Annotated in this window: 18 protein-coding genes; 4 read left to right on the top strand and 14 right to left on the bottom strand. The window is 60.0% G+C overall.

Going from position 1 to position 17,148, the window contains the following annotated elements:
- Window positions 1-61: 61 nt before the first annotated feature.
- The 8 genes from ACP7BO_RS00605 to ACP7BO_RS00570 form a co-directional block, all read right to left on the bottom strand.
- Window positions 62-1,051, bottom strand: coding sequence for a septal ring lytic transglycosylase RlpA family protein (locus tag ACP7BO_RS00605; protein WP_060696815.1), 990 nt, complete (start codon window positions 1,049-1,051; stop codon window positions 62-64).
- Complete coding sequence (gene mltB, locus ACP7BO_RS00600) at window positions 1,051-2,061, bottom strand: lytic murein transglycosylase B (protein WP_397455674.1); 1,011 nt, start codon at window positions 2,059-2,061, stop codon at window positions 1,051-1,053. The genes ACP7BO_RS00605 and mltB overlap by 1 nt, the downstream gene beginning before the upstream one ends.
- Window positions 2,062-2,078: 17 nt before the next feature.
- A complete protein-coding gene (rodA, locus tag ACP7BO_RS00595) occupies window positions 2,079-3,182 on the bottom strand; it encodes a rod shape-determining protein RodA (protein ID WP_162232806.1) in 1,104 nt (367 codons plus the stop codon).
- A 34-nt stretch (window positions 3,183-3,216) separates the two neighbouring features.
- Window positions 3,217-5,109, bottom strand: a complete 1,893-nt coding sequence (gene mrdA / locus ACP7BO_RS00590) for a penicillin-binding protein 2 (protein WP_060696812.1) — start codon at window positions 5,107-5,109, stop codon at window positions 3,217-3,219.
- 12 nt (window positions 5,110-5,121) lie between these two features.
- Window positions 5,122-5,589 carry a 23S rRNA (pseudouridine(1915)-N(3))-methyltransferase RlmH gene (rlmH, locus tag ACP7BO_RS00585; protein ID WP_003444191.1) on the bottom strand — a complete coding sequence of 156 codons (468 nt, stop codon included), beginning with the start codon at window positions 5,587-5,589 and terminating at the stop codon, window positions 5,122-5,124.
- 9 nt (window positions 5,590-5,598) lie between these two features.
- A complete protein-coding gene (rsfS, locus tag ACP7BO_RS00580) occupies window positions 5,599-6,093 on the bottom strand; it encodes a ribosome silencing factor (RefSeq protein ID WP_060697013.1) in 495 nt (164 codons plus the stop codon).
- A gap of 71 nt (window positions 6,094-6,164) precedes the next feature.
- Complete coding sequence (nadD, locus tag ACP7BO_RS00575; RefSeq protein ID WP_060696811.1) at window positions 6,165-6,830, bottom strand: nicotinate-nucleotide adenylyltransferase; 666 nt, start codon at window positions 6,828-6,830, stop codon at window positions 6,165-6,167.
- A 25-nt stretch (window positions 6,831-6,855) separates the two neighbouring features.
- Window positions 6,856-8,127, bottom strand: coding sequence for a glutamate-5-semialdehyde dehydrogenase (locus ACP7BO_RS00570; RefSeq protein WP_426208083.1), 1,272 nt, complete (start codon window positions 8,125-8,127; stop codon window positions 6,856-6,858).
- Window positions 8,128-8,304: 177 nt separating this feature from the next.
- Between ACP7BO_RS00570 and ACP7BO_RS00565 the strand changes: the two genes are divergently transcribed.
- Together ACP7BO_RS00565 and ACP7BO_RS00560 are read left to right on the top strand one after the other, a co-directional pair.
- Window positions 8,305-8,982 carry a DNA-3-methyladenine glycosylase gene (locus ACP7BO_RS00565; RefSeq protein WP_426208888.1) on the top strand — a complete coding sequence of 226 codons (678 nt, stop codon included), beginning with the start codon at window positions 8,305-8,307 and terminating at the stop codon, window positions 8,980-8,982.
- Window positions 8,983-9,060: 78 nt separating this feature from the next.
- A complete protein-coding gene (locus ACP7BO_RS00560; RefSeq protein ID WP_426208081.1) occupies window positions 9,061-10,377 on the top strand; it encodes a bifunctional DedA family/phosphatase PAP2 family protein in 1,317 nt (438 codons plus the stop codon).
- Window positions 10,378-10,390: 13 nt separating this feature from the next.
- Here the strand turns inward: ACP7BO_RS00560 and ACP7BO_RS00555 are convergent, their stop codons facing one another.
- Genes ACP7BO_RS00555 through ACP7BO_RS00545 form a run of 3 tightly spaced genes read right to left on the bottom strand, consistent with a single transcriptional unit; the run spans window position 10,391 to window position 12,079 of the window.
- Window positions 10,391-10,993, bottom strand: coding sequence for an LON peptidase substrate-binding domain-containing protein (locus ACP7BO_RS00555; protein WP_426208079.1), 603 nt, complete (start codon window positions 10,991-10,993; stop codon window positions 10,391-10,393).
- Between the two features lie 10 nt (window positions 10,994-11,003).
- Window positions 11,004-11,720, bottom strand: coding sequence for an LrgB family protein (locus ACP7BO_RS00550; RefSeq protein WP_060696806.1), 717 nt, complete (start codon window positions 11,718-11,720; stop codon window positions 11,004-11,006).
- Window positions 11,717-12,079, bottom strand: coding sequence for a CidA/LrgA family protein (locus tag ACP7BO_RS00545; protein WP_060696805.1), 363 nt, complete (start codon window positions 12,077-12,079; stop codon window positions 11,717-11,719). The genes ACP7BO_RS00550 and ACP7BO_RS00545 overlap by 4 nt, the downstream gene beginning before the upstream one ends.
- A gap of 173 nt (window positions 12,080-12,252) precedes the next feature.
- On the opposite strand from ACP7BO_RS00545, the gene ACP7BO_RS00540 reads away from it, so the two are divergent.
- Window positions 12,253-13,944, top strand: coding sequence for a C13 family peptidase (locus tag ACP7BO_RS00540; protein ID WP_426208076.1), 1,692 nt, complete (start codon window positions 12,253-12,255; stop codon window positions 13,942-13,944).
- A 53-nt stretch (window positions 13,945-13,997) separates the two neighbouring features.
- Window positions 13,998-14,639 (top strand): oxidoreductase, encoded by a 642-nt coding sequence (locus ACP7BO_RS00535; RefSeq protein WP_397455668.1) that lies wholly within the window; start codon window positions 13,998-14,000, stop codon window positions 14,637-14,639.
- A 91-nt stretch (window positions 14,640-14,730) separates the two neighbouring features.
- Here ACP7BO_RS00535 and ACP7BO_RS00530 read toward each other — a convergent pair whose 3' ends face one another.
- The 3 genes from ACP7BO_RS00530 to mpl are packed head-to-tail and all read right to left on the bottom strand — an operon-like array spanning window position 14,731 to window position 16,986.
- Complete coding sequence (locus ACP7BO_RS00530; RefSeq protein ID WP_397455667.1) at window positions 14,731-15,018, bottom strand: YceK/YidQ family lipoprotein; 288 nt, start codon at window positions 15,016-15,018, stop codon at window positions 14,731-14,733.
- Complete coding sequence (gene ubiX, locus ACP7BO_RS00525; RefSeq protein WP_003444235.1) at window positions 15,011-15,640, bottom strand: flavin prenyltransferase UbiX; 630 nt, start codon at window positions 15,638-15,640, stop codon at window positions 15,011-15,013. The genes ACP7BO_RS00530 and ubiX overlap by 8 nt, the downstream gene beginning before the upstream one ends.
- A complete protein-coding gene (gene mpl, locus ACP7BO_RS00520) occupies window positions 15,637-16,986 on the bottom strand; it encodes a UDP-N-acetylmuramate:L-alanyl-gamma-D-glutamyl-meso-diaminopimelate ligase (protein WP_073508789.1) in 1,350 nt (449 codons plus the stop codon). Before mpl ends, ubiX begins: the two co-directional genes overlap by 4 nt.
- Window positions 16,987-17,148 lie beyond the last annotated feature (162 nt).

Genomic DNA, 17,148 nt, shown 5'->3' with positions numbered 1-17,148 from the left:
TCTTGGACCCTGCAACTGCGTTTGCGCCCCCAGGCCTGGAGGCGCAACGCTTTGATCGGTGTTACTGATCGGTCACAACGCTCGGCTGACCCAGATTGGCCAGACGCACACTGTTTTGTGTCTGCTGCACTTCATTTACCGAGGCGATCGGCCCCATGCGCACGCGGTGCAAGGTTTGCTGATTGCGCACAACCGAGCTGATAAACACGGGAGCGCTGACCATGCCACTGAGTTTGGAGCGAAGCAACTCGGCGGCATCCGGATTGGCAAAAGCACCAACCTGCAAATACGTGCCCTGCCCCTTCGCCATGGTCGGCACCGGCACCACATCCGAAGCGTGCTGCTGGGCAGGCGGCGTCCATTGTTCAACCTTGCCGGTCGAAACAGTCGGGCCGGGCGCATTCTGCGCCATTTTTGGCTCGTTGAGCATCAGGGGCGCTGGACGCCCGCGTTGAGCCCACCAGGCCTGCGGGTCAATACCTTCAACCTTGACCCGGGCGGTACCGGTCTCGGCGTAGCCCAGCTTCTTGGCCGCAGCGTAAGACAGGTCGATGATGCGGTCCGAATAGAACGGGCCACGGTCGTTAACCCGCAAAACCACTGCCTTACCGTTATCCAGATTGGTTACCTTGACGTAGCTGGGCAACGGCAGGGTCTTGTGCGCGGCACTCATGCCGTACAGGTCATATACCTCGCCATTGGCGGTGTTCTGACCATGAAATTTGGTGCCATACCAGGACGCAGTGCCCGAAGCCACGTAGGTTTTGGACTCTTGCATCGGGAAGTAGGTCTTGCCCAGCACCGTGTAAGGGTTGGCCTTGTAAGGGCCGGAGTGCAGGGTCGGCGTCGCGTCGGGGATGCGCGAGACATCGACATCCCACCACGGCGCACCGTCCTTGTGGGCACGGTTGATGTCCAGCCCCGGCTTGGAGGCAATGGCCGCCGACTTTTGCGGGCTGCTCGGGCGACTGCTGGTGCAGCTCACCACCAGCAGCGCGATAGCGGCGCAGGCTGCAAGTTTCAGAGGTGTGCGGATTGCTAGAAACGGCATTACTTGTTGCCCCGTGCTTGAACCAGCAAGTCGGACAGTTGGTGCACTGCCATGGCGTACATCACGCTGCGGTTATAACGCGTGATCGCATAAAAATTCTTCAGGCCCATCCAGTATTCAGGGCCGTTGGCGCCGTCAAGACGGAACGCCGTGACCGGCATGTCGTCCGGCAGCGCATCATGACTCGACCAGCCCAGCGCTCGCAACTCCCCGACCGTTTTGACCGGTTCGATGCCCTGGGTCAAGCCTTCATCCGCCCGGTCGCCCTGTACGTCGGCACGCACCACGACCGGCTCACCGGCCACCCAGCCGTGACGTTTGAAGTAACTGGCAACACTGCCGATGGCATCGTCCGGGTTGCTCCAGATATTTATGTGGCCATCACCGTCGAAGTCCACCGCATAGGCGCGAAAGCTGCTCGGCATGAACTGCGGCAACCCCATCGCCCCGGCATAAGAGCCTTTAAGCGTCAGCGGGTCGACTTGCTCTTCACGGGTCAGCAGCAGGAACTCTCGCAGCTCCTTACGGAAAAACTCGGCGCGCGGCGGATAGTCAAAGCCCAGGGTCGACAGCGCATCAATCACCCGGTAGTTACCGGTATTGCGGCCATAGAAGGTTTCGACACCGATAATCGACACTATCACCTGGGCCGGAACCCCATATTCCTGCTCGGCACGGGCCAGTACGGCTTCGTGTTCGCGCCAGAAATCCACACCGCGGGCCACGCGGGCATCGGAGATAAAGATCGGACGGTATTCCTTCCACTGTTTGACCCGCTCGGCCGGACGCGAGATGGCGTCGAGGATGCTTTGCTTGCGCTCGGCATCACGGAACACTGCCATCAGCTGTTCGCCGGCAAACCCGTAGTCACGGGTCATTTCACCGACAAACTCAGCTACCTGGGGCGAGCCTTCATAGTCGCCGGCCACCGCGCCCTGCGCTGCCCCGAACAGACCCAGCAGGCCCATCCACGACGCGTATCGAGCGGCCCGGCCACGCATTACTTGCATTAAATTCTTCACCTTAATCAAACTTGTGCGATCCATTTGCGATGCGTGTGGATCGACATCAAAACCCCAAACGCTGAAAGCAGCGTCACGAGCGAAGTTCCGCCGTAACTAATGAACGGCAATGGCACGCCCACGACCGGCAACAGGCCACTGACCATACCGATGTTGACGAAAACATAAACAAAAAACGTCATGGTGAGGCTGCCGGCCAGCAATTTTCCGAACAGCGTCTGCGCCTGGGCGGTAATCACCAGGCCGCGACCGATCAACAGCAGGTAAATCAGCAACAGCGCACAGATGCCCACCAGACCGAACTCCTCACCCATGACCGCGATGATGAAGTCGGTGTGGCTCTCGGGCAGAAAGTCCAGATGCGATTGCGTACCCAGCAGCCAGCCCTTGCCAAATACTCCGCCCGAACCGATGGCAGCCTTGGACTGAATAATGTTCCAGCCGGTGCCCAGAGGATCGCTTTCGGGGTCGAGGAAGGTCAGGATCCGCTGCTTCTGGTAGTCGTGCATGATGAAGAACCACATGGCAATTGCCACCGGCACTGCCGCCGCCAACACGCTGATAATCCAGCGCCAGCGCAACCCCCCCATAAACAGTACGAACGCACCGCCAGCCAGGACCAGTAGCGCAGTGCCGAGGTCGGGCTGACGCACGATCAAACCAAAGGGAATCCCGATCAGCAGCAAACTGACCGCCACGTGTTTGAGTTGTGGCGGCAACGTGCGTTTGGACAGATACCAGGCGATGGTCGCCGGCATCAGGATCTTCATGAATTCCGAGGGCTGGAAACGAATGACCCCGGGGATGTTGATCCAGCGCGTTGCGCCCATGGCGTTGTGCCCCATGACATCCACCACCACCAGCAGCATCACTCCGATCAGGTAGCCGACTGGCACCCAGCGCGCCATAAAGCGCGGCTCCAGCTGGGCGATGATAAACATCGATACCAGGCCGATGCCGAAAGATGTGGCCTGCTTGCTCAGCAGGTCCCAGCTCTTGCCGCTGGCCGAATACAGTACGAACAAGCTGCCCGCAGCCAGGGTCAGGAGCAAAATCAGCAGCGGACCGTCGAGGTGCAAACGCTGAAGCAGCGTGGCACGTCGACGCATCACGTCCTCACTGGAGAGGATGCGGTCAAAATTACTAATCATTGGCCGTAACCTCTGCCTTTATAGGGCTGGCGTATTCGGGTTTGAGCTTGCCGTCAGCATCCAGCAGCCAGGCATCCATCACCTTGCGCACCACCGGGGACGCGACCCGACTGCCTGCCTCGCCGTTTTCAATCATGACCGAGACGGTAATTTGCGGGTTGTTGGCCGGGGCAAAACCGACGAACAAGGCGTGGTCACGGTGGCGCTCCTGAACCTTGGAGCGGTCGTATTTCTCGCCCTGCTTGATTGCCACGACCTGCGCCGTACCACTCTTGCCGGCAATCAGGTATTGCGCGCCAACGCCTGCCACTCTGGCCGTGCCGCGGGCACCATGCACCACTTGTTGCATGCCGTGGTTGACCTTGGCCCAGCTGGACGGGTCGCGAAGAACGATATCGGGCATCGGGTTGGGGTCGACCGGCGCCACGCCTTCAATGGTTTTGGCCAGGTGCGGGCGAATCCACTTGCCCTTGCTGGCAATCAGCGCAGTCGCCTGCGCCAGTTGCAGCGGCGTGGACTGCATATAGCCCTGACCAATCCCCAGAATCAGCGTCTCGCCCGGGAACCAGGCCTGACGCCGGGTAGCGCGCTTCCACTCGCGGGACGGCATCAGCCCGGCCGACTCTTCGAACATGTCGAGGGAGACTTTCTGGCCGATACCGAACTGGTTCATGTAGGAAGACAAACGATCGATACCCAGCTTGTGGGCCAGATCGTAGAAATAGGTGTCGTTGGAACGCATGATCGCGGTGTCCAGGTCGACATAGCCATCACCGGTACGGTTCCAGTTACGGTACTTGTGATCGTAATTGGGCAACTGGTAATAGCCGGGATCATAGACCCGCGTCGACGCACTGATCACGCCACTGTCCAGACCGGCAATCGCCACAGCAGGCTTGATGGTCGAACCCGGGGGATACAGGCCGCGCAAAATGCGGTTGAACAAAGGACGGTCAATCGAATCGCGCAACTCGGCATACGCCTTGAAGCTGATGCCGGTGACAAACAGGTTGGGGTCGAAGCTTGGCTGACTGACCATGGCCAGTACTTCACCGGTCATCGGGTTAAGTGCAACTACAGCCCCGCGCCGGCCGGCCAGGGCTTCTTCGGCCGCCTCTTGCAGCTTGATATCGAGGCTGAGCACGATGTCTTTGCCCGGAATCGGATCGGTGCGTTTCAACACCCGCAACACCCGGCCCCTGGCGTTGGTTTCAACTTCTTCGTAACCCACCTGACCGTGCAACTCGGCTTCGTAGAAGCGTTCGATGCCCGTTTTACCAATGTGATGGGTGCCGCTGTAATTGACCGGATCGAGGCTTTTAAGCTCTTTCTCGTTGATCCGCCCCATATACCCCACCGAGTGCGCAAAGTGCGCGCCCTGCGGGTAATGACGCACCAGCTGGGCAACCACCTCGACCCCGGGCAGACGGAACTGATTCACGGCAATCCGGGCGATCTGCTCTTCGTTCAGCTCAAACAGAATCGGCACCGGCTCAAACGGCCGGCGCCCCTGCTTCATGCGCTTTTCAAACAACGCGCGATCTTCAGGCGTGAGCTGCAGGACTTCGACGATAACGTCCAGGACCTGCTGCGAATCGCCCGAACGCTCTCGGGTCATGGTCAGGCTGAAGCTGGGGCGGTTGTCCGCGATTACCACACCATTGCGGTCAAAAATCAGGCCGCGGGTCGGTGGGATCGGCTGCACATGCACCCGATTGTTTTCCGACAGGGTCGAGTGGTACTCGTACTGCACCACCTGCAAAAAATACAGACGCGCGAGCAGGACACAGATCAGTACCACCACCACAATTGCGCCGACCACGACTCGTCCACGCACAAGGCGGGCGTCTTTCTCGTGATCTTTGAGGCGTATCGGCTGGGACATTCGGGACGCTGACTATTTGTGATAAGGGTGCCCGGACAACACAGTCCAGGCGCGATACAACTGCTCACCAATCAGAATGCGTACCAACGGGTGCGGCAACGTCAACGGCGACAACGACCAGCGCTGATCGGCGCGCGCGCAGACTTCCGGCGCCAGCCCCTCAGGGCCACCGACCATGAAGTTCACCGTGCGCGAGTCCAGGCGCCAGCGGTCGAGTTCAACCGCCAGCTGCTCGGTACTCCAGGGCTTGCCGTGGACCTCGAGAGTGACGATTCGCTCCCCCGGGCCGACTTTGGCCAGCATGGCCTCGCCCTCCTGACGGATGAAACGAGCCACGTCGGCATTCTTGCCACGGGTATTGAGCGGTATTTCTACCAGTTCAAGCGCCAGCTCGGATGGCAGACGCTTGGCATATTCATGCCAACCCTCTTCCACCCACTTGGGCATACGCGAACCGACAGCGATCAGACGCAAGCGCACAAAGAACCCTTATTCCTGGTCTTTGTTGAGCTTGATGAAGTGCTCGTGGGTGTTTTCCGGGCTGTGGTGAGCAGCGTTCAGGGCGCGGCTCTGTTCTGCGCCGGACCACAGGCGTTCCAGGTCATAGAACTGGCGTGCGCTGGCAGTCATCATGTGAACGATCACGTCGTCCATATCCAGCAGGACCCAGTCGCTGTCGCCCTTGCCTTCTTCGCCCAGCGGCTTGACGCCCAGTGCTTTGACGGCTTCGCGAATCTTGTCCAGCATCGCGCCGATCTGACGGTTCGAAGTACCGGTAGCGATGATCATGAAGTCGGTGATGCTGTGCTTGTCACGCACGTCGATGATCTGGATGTCCTGACCCTTGACGTCTTCCAGGGCAGCTACGGCTACCTTGACCAGCTCTTCGCCTTTAAGCGGCTCACCGGCGAAAACCTTGACCGGCAGCGGTGCGCTTTTGGCTGTGCCTTTGCGCTTTACTTTGTTTACGTCGTTGTTCGTCATATAAAAACTCGTTTTGCTCATGTGTTCGGGCGTTTCAATACACGTTGAATCGTGCCTTGAAACGCGCCTTTTCAGTTCGACGCACGGTAAAGTCCGTGCGCATCGATGTAGGCCAGGACCGCGTCGGGCACCAGATAACGTACCGACTTACCGCTGGCCAGCAGTTGACGGATCTGGGTGGCGGATACCGCGAGCGGCGTCTGCCAGACGAATGCAATCTGTCCGCCGGGCCCCTTCAGGGCCAGCGGGTCGCTTACCGAGCGCGCTGCCAGCAGGTTGCGCAAGGCATCCGGCGGTTCGCTGTCGGCATCCGGGCGCTGTAGCACCAGGATATGGCAATGCAGGAGTAAATCCTCCCAGCGATGCCATGTGGGCAGGCCGCAAAAAGCGTCCCAGCCCAGCAGTAAAAACAACTGGTCATCTGCGGCCAGGTCGGCCCGCATCAATTCCAGGGTATCAATGGTGTAGGACGGCGTGTCCCGTTGCAGCTCCCGGGAATCCACTACCAGCGTAGCCACTCCGGCGACAGCGCACTCAACCATCGCCAAACGGTCGAGCGCCGACACCTGGGGGGTATCGCGATGTGGCGGCCTGGCGTTGGGAGTCAGACGCAACTCGTCGAGTTGCATCAGCTCGGCCACTTCCAGGCCACCGCGCAGATGCCCGATGTGCACCGGATCGAAGGTGCCCCCCAGCACGCCAATGCGCAGGGGTAACACGTCGATGACCGGCGCCACCACTAGCGGACTGAGGTCAACCAAGTCAGACCGGCTCCTGGCCGCGCAGCTGACCGTCACCGACCACAATGTACTTCTCGCAGGTCAGACCTTCGAGACCCACCGGGCCGCGGGCGTGCAGCTTATCAGTAGAAATGCCAATCTCCGCACCCAATCCGTACTCAAATCCATCGGCGAAGCAGGTTGGGGTGTTGAGCATCACCGAACTGGAGTCGACTTCGGCCATAAAACGCCGGGCATCGCCCTGATGTTCGGTCACGATCGAGTCGGTGTGATGGGAGCCGTAGTGATTGATGTGCTCAATCGCCTGATCCAGCCCGTCGACTATCCGGATCGACAGAATCGCGTCCAGATACTCGGTATTCCAGTCTTCTTCTGTCGCCGGTACCACGTCGATAAGCGCCCGGGTACGTTCGCAGCCGCGCAGTTCGACACCCTTGGCAATAAATTGCTCGGCCATTGCCGGCAAAAATTGCGCCGCGACGGCCTGATCCACCAGCAAGGTTTCCATCGCCCCGCAAATACCATAACGGTAGGTTTTGGCGTTGAACGCGATGCGTCGGGCCTTGTCCAGATCAGCCTGAGCGCTGACATAGACATGGCAAATGCCGTCCAGGTGCTTGATAACCGGCACCTTGGCATCACGACTGACGCGTTCGATCAGACCTTTACCACCACGGGGCACGATCACGTCCACATACTCGGGCATGGTGATCAGCGCACCGACCGCGGCCCGATCGGTCACCTCAACCACTTGCACCACTGCCGGCGGCAGCCCGGCTTCGGCCAGACCTCGCTGAATGCAGACGGCTATCGCCCGGTTGGAGTGAATGGCTTCGGAGCCACCACGAAGGATGGTCGCATTGCCCGACTTGAGGCACAGACTGGCCGCATCAATGGTCACGTTCGGACGCGACTCATAGATGATTCCTACTACGCCAAGCGGCACGCGCATCTTGCCCACCTGAATACCGGAGGGACGATAACTCATGTCACGAATGGCCCCGACGGGGTCCGGCAAGCTTGCCACCTGACGCAAACCGACAATCATGCTGTCGATACGGGCAGGGGTCAGCGCCAGGCGCTCCAGCATGGCGGGCTCAAGACCATTGGCCCGGCCGGCGGCCAGGTCCAGCTCGTTGGCAGCAACAAGCTCCGAACGGGCGGCATCCAGAGCGCCGGCAGCACCGTGCAGGGCACGGTTTTTCTGCGCCGTGCTGGCACGGCCGATCACGCGGGAGGCTTCGCGAGCAGCGCGACCCAGGCGGGTCATGTAGTCAAGAACGGACTCAGTCATGGTCTCAAGGGTCTTGGCAGGGAGGAAAGCGGCCGATTATAGCTGTCGCGCCGCCTCACGCACAGCGGTGGCAGGCGGATGGTCGAAATCGACCGTAAATACACTGTGTTCAGCCCTGATTAAGCATCCCTTGCTATGATTGGCGACTTTTTCAGCCATCCACTGACCCTCCCGAAGATGCCAATCACGCTGCCCGATGCTTTTTTCAATCGCGACGCCCTGCTCCTTGCTCGCGAATTGTTGGGGAAAGTCATTCGTCATCGGGTCGACGGCTTGTGGCTCAGCGCCCGGATCATCGAAACCGAAGCCTATTACTGCGCGGAAAAGGGCAGCCACGCGTCCCTGGGCTATACCGAAAAGCGCAAGGCGTTGTTTCTCGATGGCGGTCATATCTATATGTACTACGCACGCGGCGGCGACTCACTTAACTTCAGCGCTCACGGGCCCGGCAATGCGGTACTGATCAAGTCGGCCTACCCGTGGCAAGACGCATTGTCCGGACCGGCCAGCCTGGCCCGGATGCGCCTCAACAACCCTGATGCCCAGGGCCGGCCACGCCCGGACCAGAAACTCTGTGCGGGGCAAACCCTGCTGTGCAAAGCCCTGGGCCTGAAAGTGCCGGATTGGGACGCAAAATGTTTCGACCCCGAACGTTTACGGGTCGATGACGTCTCACAAGTGCCGTCAAGGATCATTCAAACCACCCGCCTGGGCATCCCCCATGGCCGGGACGAGCACTTGATGTACCGGTTTGTCGACGCCGATTACGCCGCTTATTGCACCCGTAACCCGCTGCGCCGCGGTCAGGTTGAGGGGCGCGACTATATCTCCCGGGAAAACCCGCCCCTTCTGTAAGAGCGAGCCTTTCAACGCAGCAACGCGGAACTCGCTTGCGCTGACGATTAAAACAACGATTAAAAAGGAAGTTTAAGCATGGGCCCATGGCTCGATAGCATGACCGGCTGGTTAACGGCCAACCCGCAATGGCTGGGCCTTGCAATCTTTTTAGTAACACTCCTGGAATGCCTGGCGATTATCGGTTTTGTCATCCCGGGAACCATATTGCTGTTCGCAATTGCCATCCTCGCGGGCAATGGCGCCCTGTCACTGGGCGAAACCTTATTGATGGGTCTTCTCGGCGGTCTGACGGGGGACGTGCTGTCCTACACCCTTGGCAAACGCTTCCACCAAAACATCCGCCGCCTGCCCTTGTTGCGCAATCACCCTGAATGGATCAACAGGGCAGAAGGCTATTTTCAACGCTACGGTATTGCCAGCTTGCTGGTCGGACGTTTTATCGGCCCGTTGCGTCCGATGCTGCCCATGGTGGCAGGCATGTGCGACATGCAGGTCCCGCGCTTTCTTATCGTCAGCCTGCTGGCAGGGGCCGGCTGGTCGCTGGTTTATCTGCTGCCGGGCTGGGCAACAGGGGCCGCGATCCGCCTGCCTCTGCCTGAAGGTTTCTGGCCACAGGCAGCCATCGTCGCCGCAGGCCTGGCCGCGCTGCTGGGGCTGAGCATCAATGCCAGTATCCGGCGCCAACCCAGGGCCACGCTATTGATCGGCGCCCTGGGCCTGGTGCTGCTGATCGCCGTCTTTGCGGGCTATCCGTACATGAGCGCGTTTGACCGCGGCATCAGCGCGTTGCTCCAGGAGCACCGCAGCAGTGCAATGGATATCGGCGCCGTGGTGGTCACGCAAATAGGCAACTTCCGCACCCAGTTTGTGGCTGCAGCGCTGCTCTGCGGGCTACTGCTGGTCACCCGACAATGGCGCGCGATGATCTTTTTCGGCGGGGTGACGCTGTTTACTGCGCTAGCCAACACCGCCACCAAACACTTCTTCGCCCGCATGCGCCCCGAAGTACTGGTCGACCCGCTGACCAGCTACAGCATGCCCAGCGGCCATAGCTCCGGCTCATTTGCGTTTTTTATCGCGCTGGCGATTCTGGCCGGGCGCGATCAACCGCAGCGCATGCGCATTACCTGGGTGTTGCTGGGCTGCTTGCTGGCGATCTGCGTGGCGTTGTCGCGGGTGTATCTGGGGGCCCATTGGCCAACCGACATCATGGCCGGCGCCCTGCTCGCCATCATGGTCAACGCCTTTGCCCTGGCGCTGAGCCAGCGCTACATGCCACTGCAGCCAATCCCACAAAAAATCTGGTGGCTGATCTTGCCTGCCGTCATCGCACTCTATGGTTTTTTCATGCTGCACAACTTGTCCCGCGAGCTGCTGCGTTACACCTATTGATGCAGTCCGGCGGTTACATCAGGGTTTCGCCCAGTGCTTCGCTCTGCATCTCGTCGAGCAGCACTTGAATCCCGTCCAGACGCTGCTGCGGGTCATCGACCTGCAGCAACTCGATCTTGTCCTCTTGCGCGAAGGGCAGCAGGTACGCCAACTGGTTAGCCAGTGACTGCTGCCCCGGCACGTCGGTGCTCATGTTCAATGCGGCCACCATCGGGTGTTCCGCCAGGGCTTTGAGCAATGCCAGCAAATCCTGGTCTTCCTCTTCCAGCGGCTGCTCGGGGAGTTCGTCCAGCCACTCGACCTCGGCCAGTAACAGCTGATTGCCCTGCAGTTCAGTACTCAACACCTCAAACCGCCGCCCGCCCTCAACCCGAATCCCAAGCAGACCGTTGTCCTGCTGCTGGAAATCGCGAATCAGCGCTTCACAGCCGATCCGGGCGAAATCTTGCGGCGCATCTCCCACCTCGCCGCCTTCCAGGATGCACACCACGCCGAACCCCGTGCCTTGCTTCATGCATCGGGCAATCATGTCCAGATAGCGCGCTTCGAAAATCTGCAAGTCCAGCACGCAGCCCGGAAACAGCACGGTGTTCAATGGAAACAGCGGCAAGCTCATATATTTTTCCTTAGACAACCAGGGTTACAGCCAACGGCAAGAAAACCGCTGTGCCTACGCCCATTAAACTCATGGCCAATGCTGCAAAAGCGCCGCACTCCTCACCTTCCTGCAGGGCTACCGAGGTGCCCACCGCGTGGGCCGTCATGCCCAGCGCCATACCCCGGGCCTCAGGGCTATGTACCCCCAGCAGCCGCAACAAACCGGGGCCGACAATCGCGCCGATCACCCCGGTAATCAGTACAAACACCGCGGCCAGGGGCGCGACACCGCCAATTTGTTCCGCCACCAGCATGGCAATCGGCGAGGTGACCGATTTCGGCGCCAGCGTCATCAGCATCATGTGCCCGGCGCCAAACCACCAGCCCAGCAACACCACCAGCCCGGTCGCCAGGACGCCGCCAATCACCAGCGTAGTAAAAATGGGCCAGAACAGCTGGCGAATTCTGCGCAGATTCAAATACAGCGGCACCGCCAGCGCCACAGTGGCCGGGCCCAGCAGAATGCTGAGGATTTCCGTGCTTTTGCGGTACTCGACGTAGCTCAGACCGCAACTGACCAGGACTCCGATCACCAGCAACATCGACGCCAACACCGGCTGCAGGAAAATCCAGCGGGTCTTTTCATAGGCCGCGAGCACCAATTGATAAGCGCCCAGGGTAATGCCGATGCCAAACAGCGGGTGATGGATAACCGACTCCCAGGCGCCTTGCCACTCAAGGTTCATGGCCGCTCCTGCGGGTGACTGTGCCCCTTGAGCAAGCGCTGCATCAGTACGCCGACAAACGCCATCGAGATCAGCAATGACAACACCAGGGCGCCGGCAATGGCCCAAAAGTCAGCCGCGATATCGGCGGCGTACACCATCACCCCGACAGCCGGGGGGACGAGCAGCAGCGGCAGGTAGCGCAACAACCCGCTGGCAGCCTGGCTCAAGGGTTCACCGACCTGACCGCGCAACATCAAAAAGACCAATAGCAGCAACAGTCCAATGATGGGGCCGGGCAATACGGGGACGTACAAGTGATTAAGAGCTGTGCCGAGCAACTGAAACAGCACCAGCCAAGTCAAGCCGCGTAACAACATTTCACCTCTCCAGCGAATATTTTTTGCGCCGCATTATAAGCACGTCGCCTACCAAGCCGGCATTGCCAAACCACGGCGGTTCGCCACGCAATAACCAGGATGTTTCATGCAGCCCTATAGAGCGGCTCCCATTGCTACGGCATACTCGCAAGCCTAACTATCCGGATCCCGCTATGCGCCCATTTGCCCCCCTTGCTTTGACCCTGCTGCTGACGGCCTGCGGAGACGGCGAATCGCTGATGCCCCCTGACGCACGCCTGCCCGATGGCGGCCGCTATCGGGGCGAAGTGGTCAACGGACTGTTGCAGGGGCAGGGCCGCATCGACTACCCGAACGGCAGTTGGTACGCCGGCGAGTTCAAAAATGGCCTGTGGCACGGCCAGGGCGAGTGGCATGCCAGCAACGGCGACGTCTATCGCGGGGGGTTCGAACAGGGTCTGTATAGCGGCCAAGGCAGCCTGACTACCCACGACAGCACTTACATCGGTGGTTTCAAGCAAGGCCGGCGCGAAGGTGAAGGCACGCTTAAAGAAGGCGGCATGAGCTACCGCGGCGAGTTCAAGGACGACCAGTTCTCTGGCGTAGGGCATCTTGAGCTTGAAGACGGCAGCCAGTACCAAGGCCAGTTTGCCCACGGCAAACCCAACGGCGAAGGCAAGCGCAGCGATGCCAGCGGTAATGAATTCAGCGGTCAGTTCGTTAATGGCGAGCTGGAAGGCAACGGCGTTTTCAACAGCGCCGACGGCGACCAGTACGAGGGCGCATTCAAACACAACCAACTGAACGGCAAAGGCCGCTATGAAAACGCTGACGGTGACGTCTGGATCGGCGAGTTCAAGGATGGCGCCCTGACCGGCAAAGGCGAGCTGATCGGCATTGATGGCTCCCACTATCGCGGCATGTTCAATGAGTGGCGGTTCAATGGTCCTGGCCACCTGACCATGGCCGACGGTAGCACCTATGTAGGCGAATTTGCCGCAGACACTTATCAGGGCCACGGCACCCTGACCATGAGCGATGGCACCGTCCAGAGCGGCTACTGGCTTAATGGCCAGCAAGTGCGCGACTCCAATGGCGCCGTGTTGCCCGACCCGCTGGAACTGGGCCTGCTTAATCAGGGCAAACTGCTCAATGAAGCGCTGGATGCCGTTCCACCTTCAACTGCAGACGTTGAGCTGTACAGCCTGGTGCTGGCGGGCGACGGCAAGCAAAGCGTCTTCATGCGCGAAGCCGAATACGTCAACAAGATGCTCGCCACCCGCTTTGGCAGCCACGGCCGGATCAACCTGATCAACCATCGCGACCATTTGCTGGACCGGCCAATGGCCACCCGCGAGAACCTGTACCGCGCAGCCAAAACACTGGCCGAGCGTAGCGGCCCCGAAGACCTGATATTTATCTACCTCACCAGCCACGGTACCCAGGAGCACGAACTGGTACTGGATCAACCGCGCCTGGAACTGGCAGACATGCCTGCCGACGAACTGGCAGCAGCTCTGGCACCGCTGAAAAACCGGGACAAGATCATCGTGATTTCATCCTGCTACTCGGGCGGGTTCATTCCGGCACTCAAAGATGAAAAGACCCTGATCATGACCGCGTCCCGGGCAGATCGCGTGTCTTTTGGCTGTTCGGAGGAAGCCGACTTCACTTACTTCGGCAACGCCCTGTTCGCTCAGGCGCTGAATCAGACCGACGATCTGCAAAAAGCTTTCAAGCTGGCCAAGGGTTATATCGCCGAGCGCGAGCAGACTGACGGCTACGAACCCTCCGAACCGCAGATATGGGCGCCAAAGGGGGTTCTGGCGCACTGGCAACGCTTGCGCCAGCAACAGGCAAAACAGGCTTTGCATTCACCTGATTGAACTGCAAGCAAGCCAACTAAGACTAAGCTGGATGTATCAAGGGAGAACCACGCATGTACTTGACGCCTCAGCACATCCTGCTTGCAGGAGCTACCGGTCTAACCGGCGAGCACCTGCTCGACCGACTGCTTAACGAGCCCACCATCACACGGGTACTTGCGCCTTCACGCCGGCCGCTGGCAAAACATCCGCACCTGGAAAACCCGGTGGGCGATCCGTCTGTCTTCCTGCCCGAGTTGAAAGGCCGGGTCGATATCGCGTTTTGCTGCCTGGGGACCACGATCAAGCTGGCGGGCTCGCAAGAAGCCTTCCGGGCCGTCGACCATGACATGGTCGTGGCCTTTGCCAAACGCGCACGGGAAATGGGCGCACGGCACCTGATCGTTCTGAGTGCGATAGGGGCCGACCCTAAATCCTCGGTGTTCTATAACCGGGTCAAAGGCGAGATGGAGCAATCCTTGCGCGCCCAGGACTGGCCGCAACTGACCATTGCCCGCCCGTCGCTGCTGATCGGCGAGCGCACCGAGCCACGCCTGACCGAACAACTGGTGGCTCCACTGTCCAGACTGATCCCGGGTAAATACCACGGTATCGAGGCCTGCCAGCTGGCTCGCGCCCTATGGCGCCTGGCATTGGAAGAACAGAATGGCGTACGGGTGGTCGAGTCAGACGAGCTGAGAAAGCTGGGTAAATAATCCCGCCCTGTAGTCGCTGCCGAAGGCTGCGAGCTTTATAAAACCGGGGCGTAGTCCTTCGAAGCACAGAGCTCGCAGCCATCGGCAGCGACTACAAACCTCCGCTGGCCTGATACCCCACACCCAGCACGGTCAATACCGACAACGGCAACAACAGCGTATCGAGCAATGCGCTGGCTGGCAGGTCCAGCCCCGGGTAGCGCGGGGCATCGGCACCAAAGCGGTCCGTCGCGCAACACCCACCCTCTAACGCATACATGTCCAGTCGCGTGCCGGAATAAACAATCGGCGCACCCGGCTTTGCCGCGTCCAGCGTGCGAACACTGGCGCAACCACATACATGCATAGCCGCAAGCATCACCAGCAGGGCTTTACTCATCGCCGCCCACATGGTGTTCACCCCAGCGTGGCAGCATGTCTTGCGGGATATTGAGCAGGTTGAGAATGCGTGCCACCACAAAGTCCACCAGGTCATCGATGGTTTGCGGCTGATGGTAGAAACCAGGGGATGCGGGCAGTATCACCGCGCCCATGTTCGACAACTTGAGCATGTTCTCCAGATGGATGCTGGAGTACGGCGCTTCACGCGGCACCAGAATCAGTTGGCGACGCTCTTTCAGCGTGACATCCGCAGCCCGCTCGACCAGGTTGTTACAGGCGCCGGTGGCAATGGCCGACAGCGTCCCCGTAGAACAGGGCACCACCACCATGGCGGCAGGGGCACCGGAGCCCGAAGCCACCGGTGACATCCAGTCTTCCTTGCCGTAAACCCGAATCTGCCCGGCGGCAGCTCCTGTGTATTCAGTCAGAAAGGTCTGCATGGCCTGTGGCTTGGGCGGCAGGCTGACATCGGTTTCAGTGGCCATCACCAATTGTGCGGCCTTGGAAATCAGGAAATGCACCTCACGGTCTTCCCGCACCAGGCAATCGAGCAGGCGCAGAGCGTATTGCATGCCCGAGGCGCCGGTTACCGCCAGAGTGATGCGTTCCGGGCCGCTCATTGCAGTGCATCCGCCAATTTGCCATGCAGGCCGCCAAAGCCGCCGTTACTCATGATCACCACATGGGTACCGGGTTTGGCATGACGCTTGACCTCGGCAATGATTGCCTCCAGCGAGTCGCACACCAGCGTCGGCACCGGGCTGCAAGCCACGGTCGCCGCCAGGTCCCAGCCCAGGTTGGCCGGTGCATACCAGACCACGTGATCGGCCTGCACCACACTCTGCGGCAAACCATCACGATGCGCGCCCAGTTTCATGGAATTGGAGCGCGGCTCGATGACCGCAATCAGCGGAGCATCACCGATGTGCTTGCGCAGGCCATCAAGGGTGGTGGCAATCGCCGTCGGGTGGTGGGCAAAGTCGTCGTAGATGGTAATACCGTGAACTTCAGCGACTTTTTCCATCCGCCGTTTCACGCTTTTAAACGCGCTCAGGCCATCAATCGCCAGGCTTGGCACTACACCCACATGGCGTGCAGCCGCCAGGGTTGCCAGGGCATTGGCCACGTTGTGCTGACCGGTCATGTCCCAGTCGACGATGCCTTGAACGAGGCCTTCAAACAGCACTTCAAAGCGCGAACCGTCTTCGCTGAGCAGCCTGGCTTGCCATTGGCCATCAACGCCTGTGGTTTGTACCGGCGTCCAGCAGCCCATCTCGATCACGCGCTGCAAGGCAGGCTCGGTGGTGGGATGAATCACCAGTCCTTCACTGGGAATAGTGCGCACCAGGTGGTGGAACTGACGCTCAATGGCCGGCAAGTCCGGGAAGATGTCAGCGTGATCGAACTCGAGATTGTTCAGGATCGCGGTGCGCGGACGGTAGTGCACAAATTTTGAACGCTTGTCGAAGAAGGCGCTGTCGTACTCATCGGCCTCGACCACGAAGAATGGCGTATCCCCCAGACGCGCCGACACCGCAAAGTTTTGCGGCACACCGCCGATCAGGAAGCCCGGCGCCATGCCCGCGTGTTCCAGCACCCAGGCCAGCATGCTGCTGGTGGTGGTTTTGCCATGGGTGCCGGCCACAGCCAGTACCCAGCGGCCTTGCAACACGTGATCGGCCAGCCATTGCGGGCCCGATACATAAGGCAGGCCTTTGTTAAGCACATATTCAACGGCCGGGTTGCCACGCGACAGCGCGTTACCGATCACCACCACATCGGGGGCCGGGTCGAGCTGGGCCGGGTCATAGCCCTGGGTCAATTCAATGCCTTGAGCTTGCAGCTGGGTGCTCATTGGCGGATAGACGTTAGCGTCGGAGCCGGTAACGTGATGGCCCAGTTCTTTGGCCAGAACAGCCAGCGAGCCCATGAAAGTGCCGCAAATACCAAGAATATGAATGTGCATAGTCGACCTCGTAAATCATCGGCGAAGGGTATCGCAGGGGGTTGTTTTTCGCACCTGATGATTCAGGGGGCATTTTGCGTGGGAGCCAGCAGCTTGCCGGCGATGGCATCGCACAGTTTCAAATCAAACCGCGCGACCTTGATTGCCAGCCACCCGCTCCCG

The organism is Pseudomonas sp. TWR2-1-1 (assembly GCF_049897045.1).
GTDB lineage: Bacteria > Pseudomonadota > Gammaproteobacteria > Pseudomonadales > Pseudomonadaceae > Aquipseudomonas > Aquipseudomonas versuta.
This window is presented reverse-complemented; position numbering and strand designations above follow the sequence as displayed.

What these genes read in the sequence shown, in the direction of transcription:
- ACP7BO_RS00605 (WP_060696815.1), bottom strand. Translation starts at nt 1,051, where the DNA reads ATGCCGTTTCTAGCAATCCGCACACCTCTGAAACTTGCAGCCTGCGCC.
- mltB (WP_397455674.1), bottom strand. Translation starts at nt 2,061, where the DNA reads ATGCAAGTAATGCGTGGCCGGGCCGCTCGATACGCGTCGTGGATGGGC.
- rodA (WP_162232806.1), bottom strand. Translation starts at nt 3,182, where the DNA reads ATGCGTCGACGTGCCACGCTGCTTCAGCGTTTGCACCTCGACGGTCCG.
- mrdA (WP_060696812.1), bottom strand. Translation starts at nt 5,109, where the DNA reads ATGTCCCAGCCGATACGCCTCAAAGATCACGAGAAAGACGCCCGCCTT.
- rsfS (WP_060697013.1), bottom strand. Translation starts at nt 6,093, where the DNA reads ATGACGAACAACGACGTAAACAAAGTAAAGCGCAAAGGCACAGCCAAA.
- ACP7BO_RS00570 (WP_426208083.1), bottom strand. Translation starts at nt 8,127, where the DNA reads ATGACTGAGTCCGTTCTTGACTACATGACCCGCCTGGGTCGCGCTGCT.
- ACP7BO_RS00565 (WP_426208888.1), top strand. Translation starts at nt 8,305, where the DNA reads ATGCCAATCACGCTGCCCGATGCTTTTTTCAATCGCGACGCCCTGCTC.
- ACP7BO_RS00560 (WP_426208081.1), top strand. Translation starts at nt 9,061, where the DNA reads ATGGGCCCATGGCTCGATAGCATGACCGGCTGGTTAACGGCCAACCCG.
- ACP7BO_RS00555 (WP_426208079.1), bottom strand. Translation starts at nt 10,993, where the DNA reads ATGAGCTTGCCGCTGTTTCCATTGAACACCGTGCTGTTTCCGGGCTGC.
- ACP7BO_RS00550 (WP_060696806.1), bottom strand. Translation starts at nt 11,720, where the DNA reads ATGAACCTTGAGTGGCAAGGCGCCTGGGAGTCGGTTATCCATCACCCG.
- ACP7BO_RS00545 (WP_060696805.1), bottom strand. Translation starts at nt 12,079, where the DNA reads ATGTTGTTACGCGGCTTGACTTGGCTGGTGCTGTTTCAGTTGCTCGGC.
- ACP7BO_RS00540 (WP_426208076.1), top strand. Translation starts at nt 12,253, where the DNA reads ATGCGCCCATTTGCCCCCCTTGCTTTGACCCTGCTGCTGACGGCCTGC.
- ACP7BO_RS00535 (WP_397455668.1), top strand. Translation starts at nt 13,998, where the DNA reads ATGTACTTGACGCCTCAGCACATCCTGCTTGCAGGAGCTACCGGTCTA.
- ACP7BO_RS00530 (WP_397455667.1), bottom strand. Translation starts at nt 15,018, where the DNA reads ATGAGTAAAGCCCTGCTGGTGATGCTTGCGGCTATGCATGTATGTGGT.
- ubiX (WP_003444235.1), bottom strand. Translation starts at nt 15,640, where the DNA reads ATGAGCGGCCCGGAACGCATCACTCTGGCGGTAACCGGCGCCTCGGGC.
- mpl (WP_073508789.1), bottom strand. Translation starts at nt 16,986, where the DNA reads ATGCACATTCATATTCTTGGTATTTGCGGCACTTTCATGGGCTCGCTG.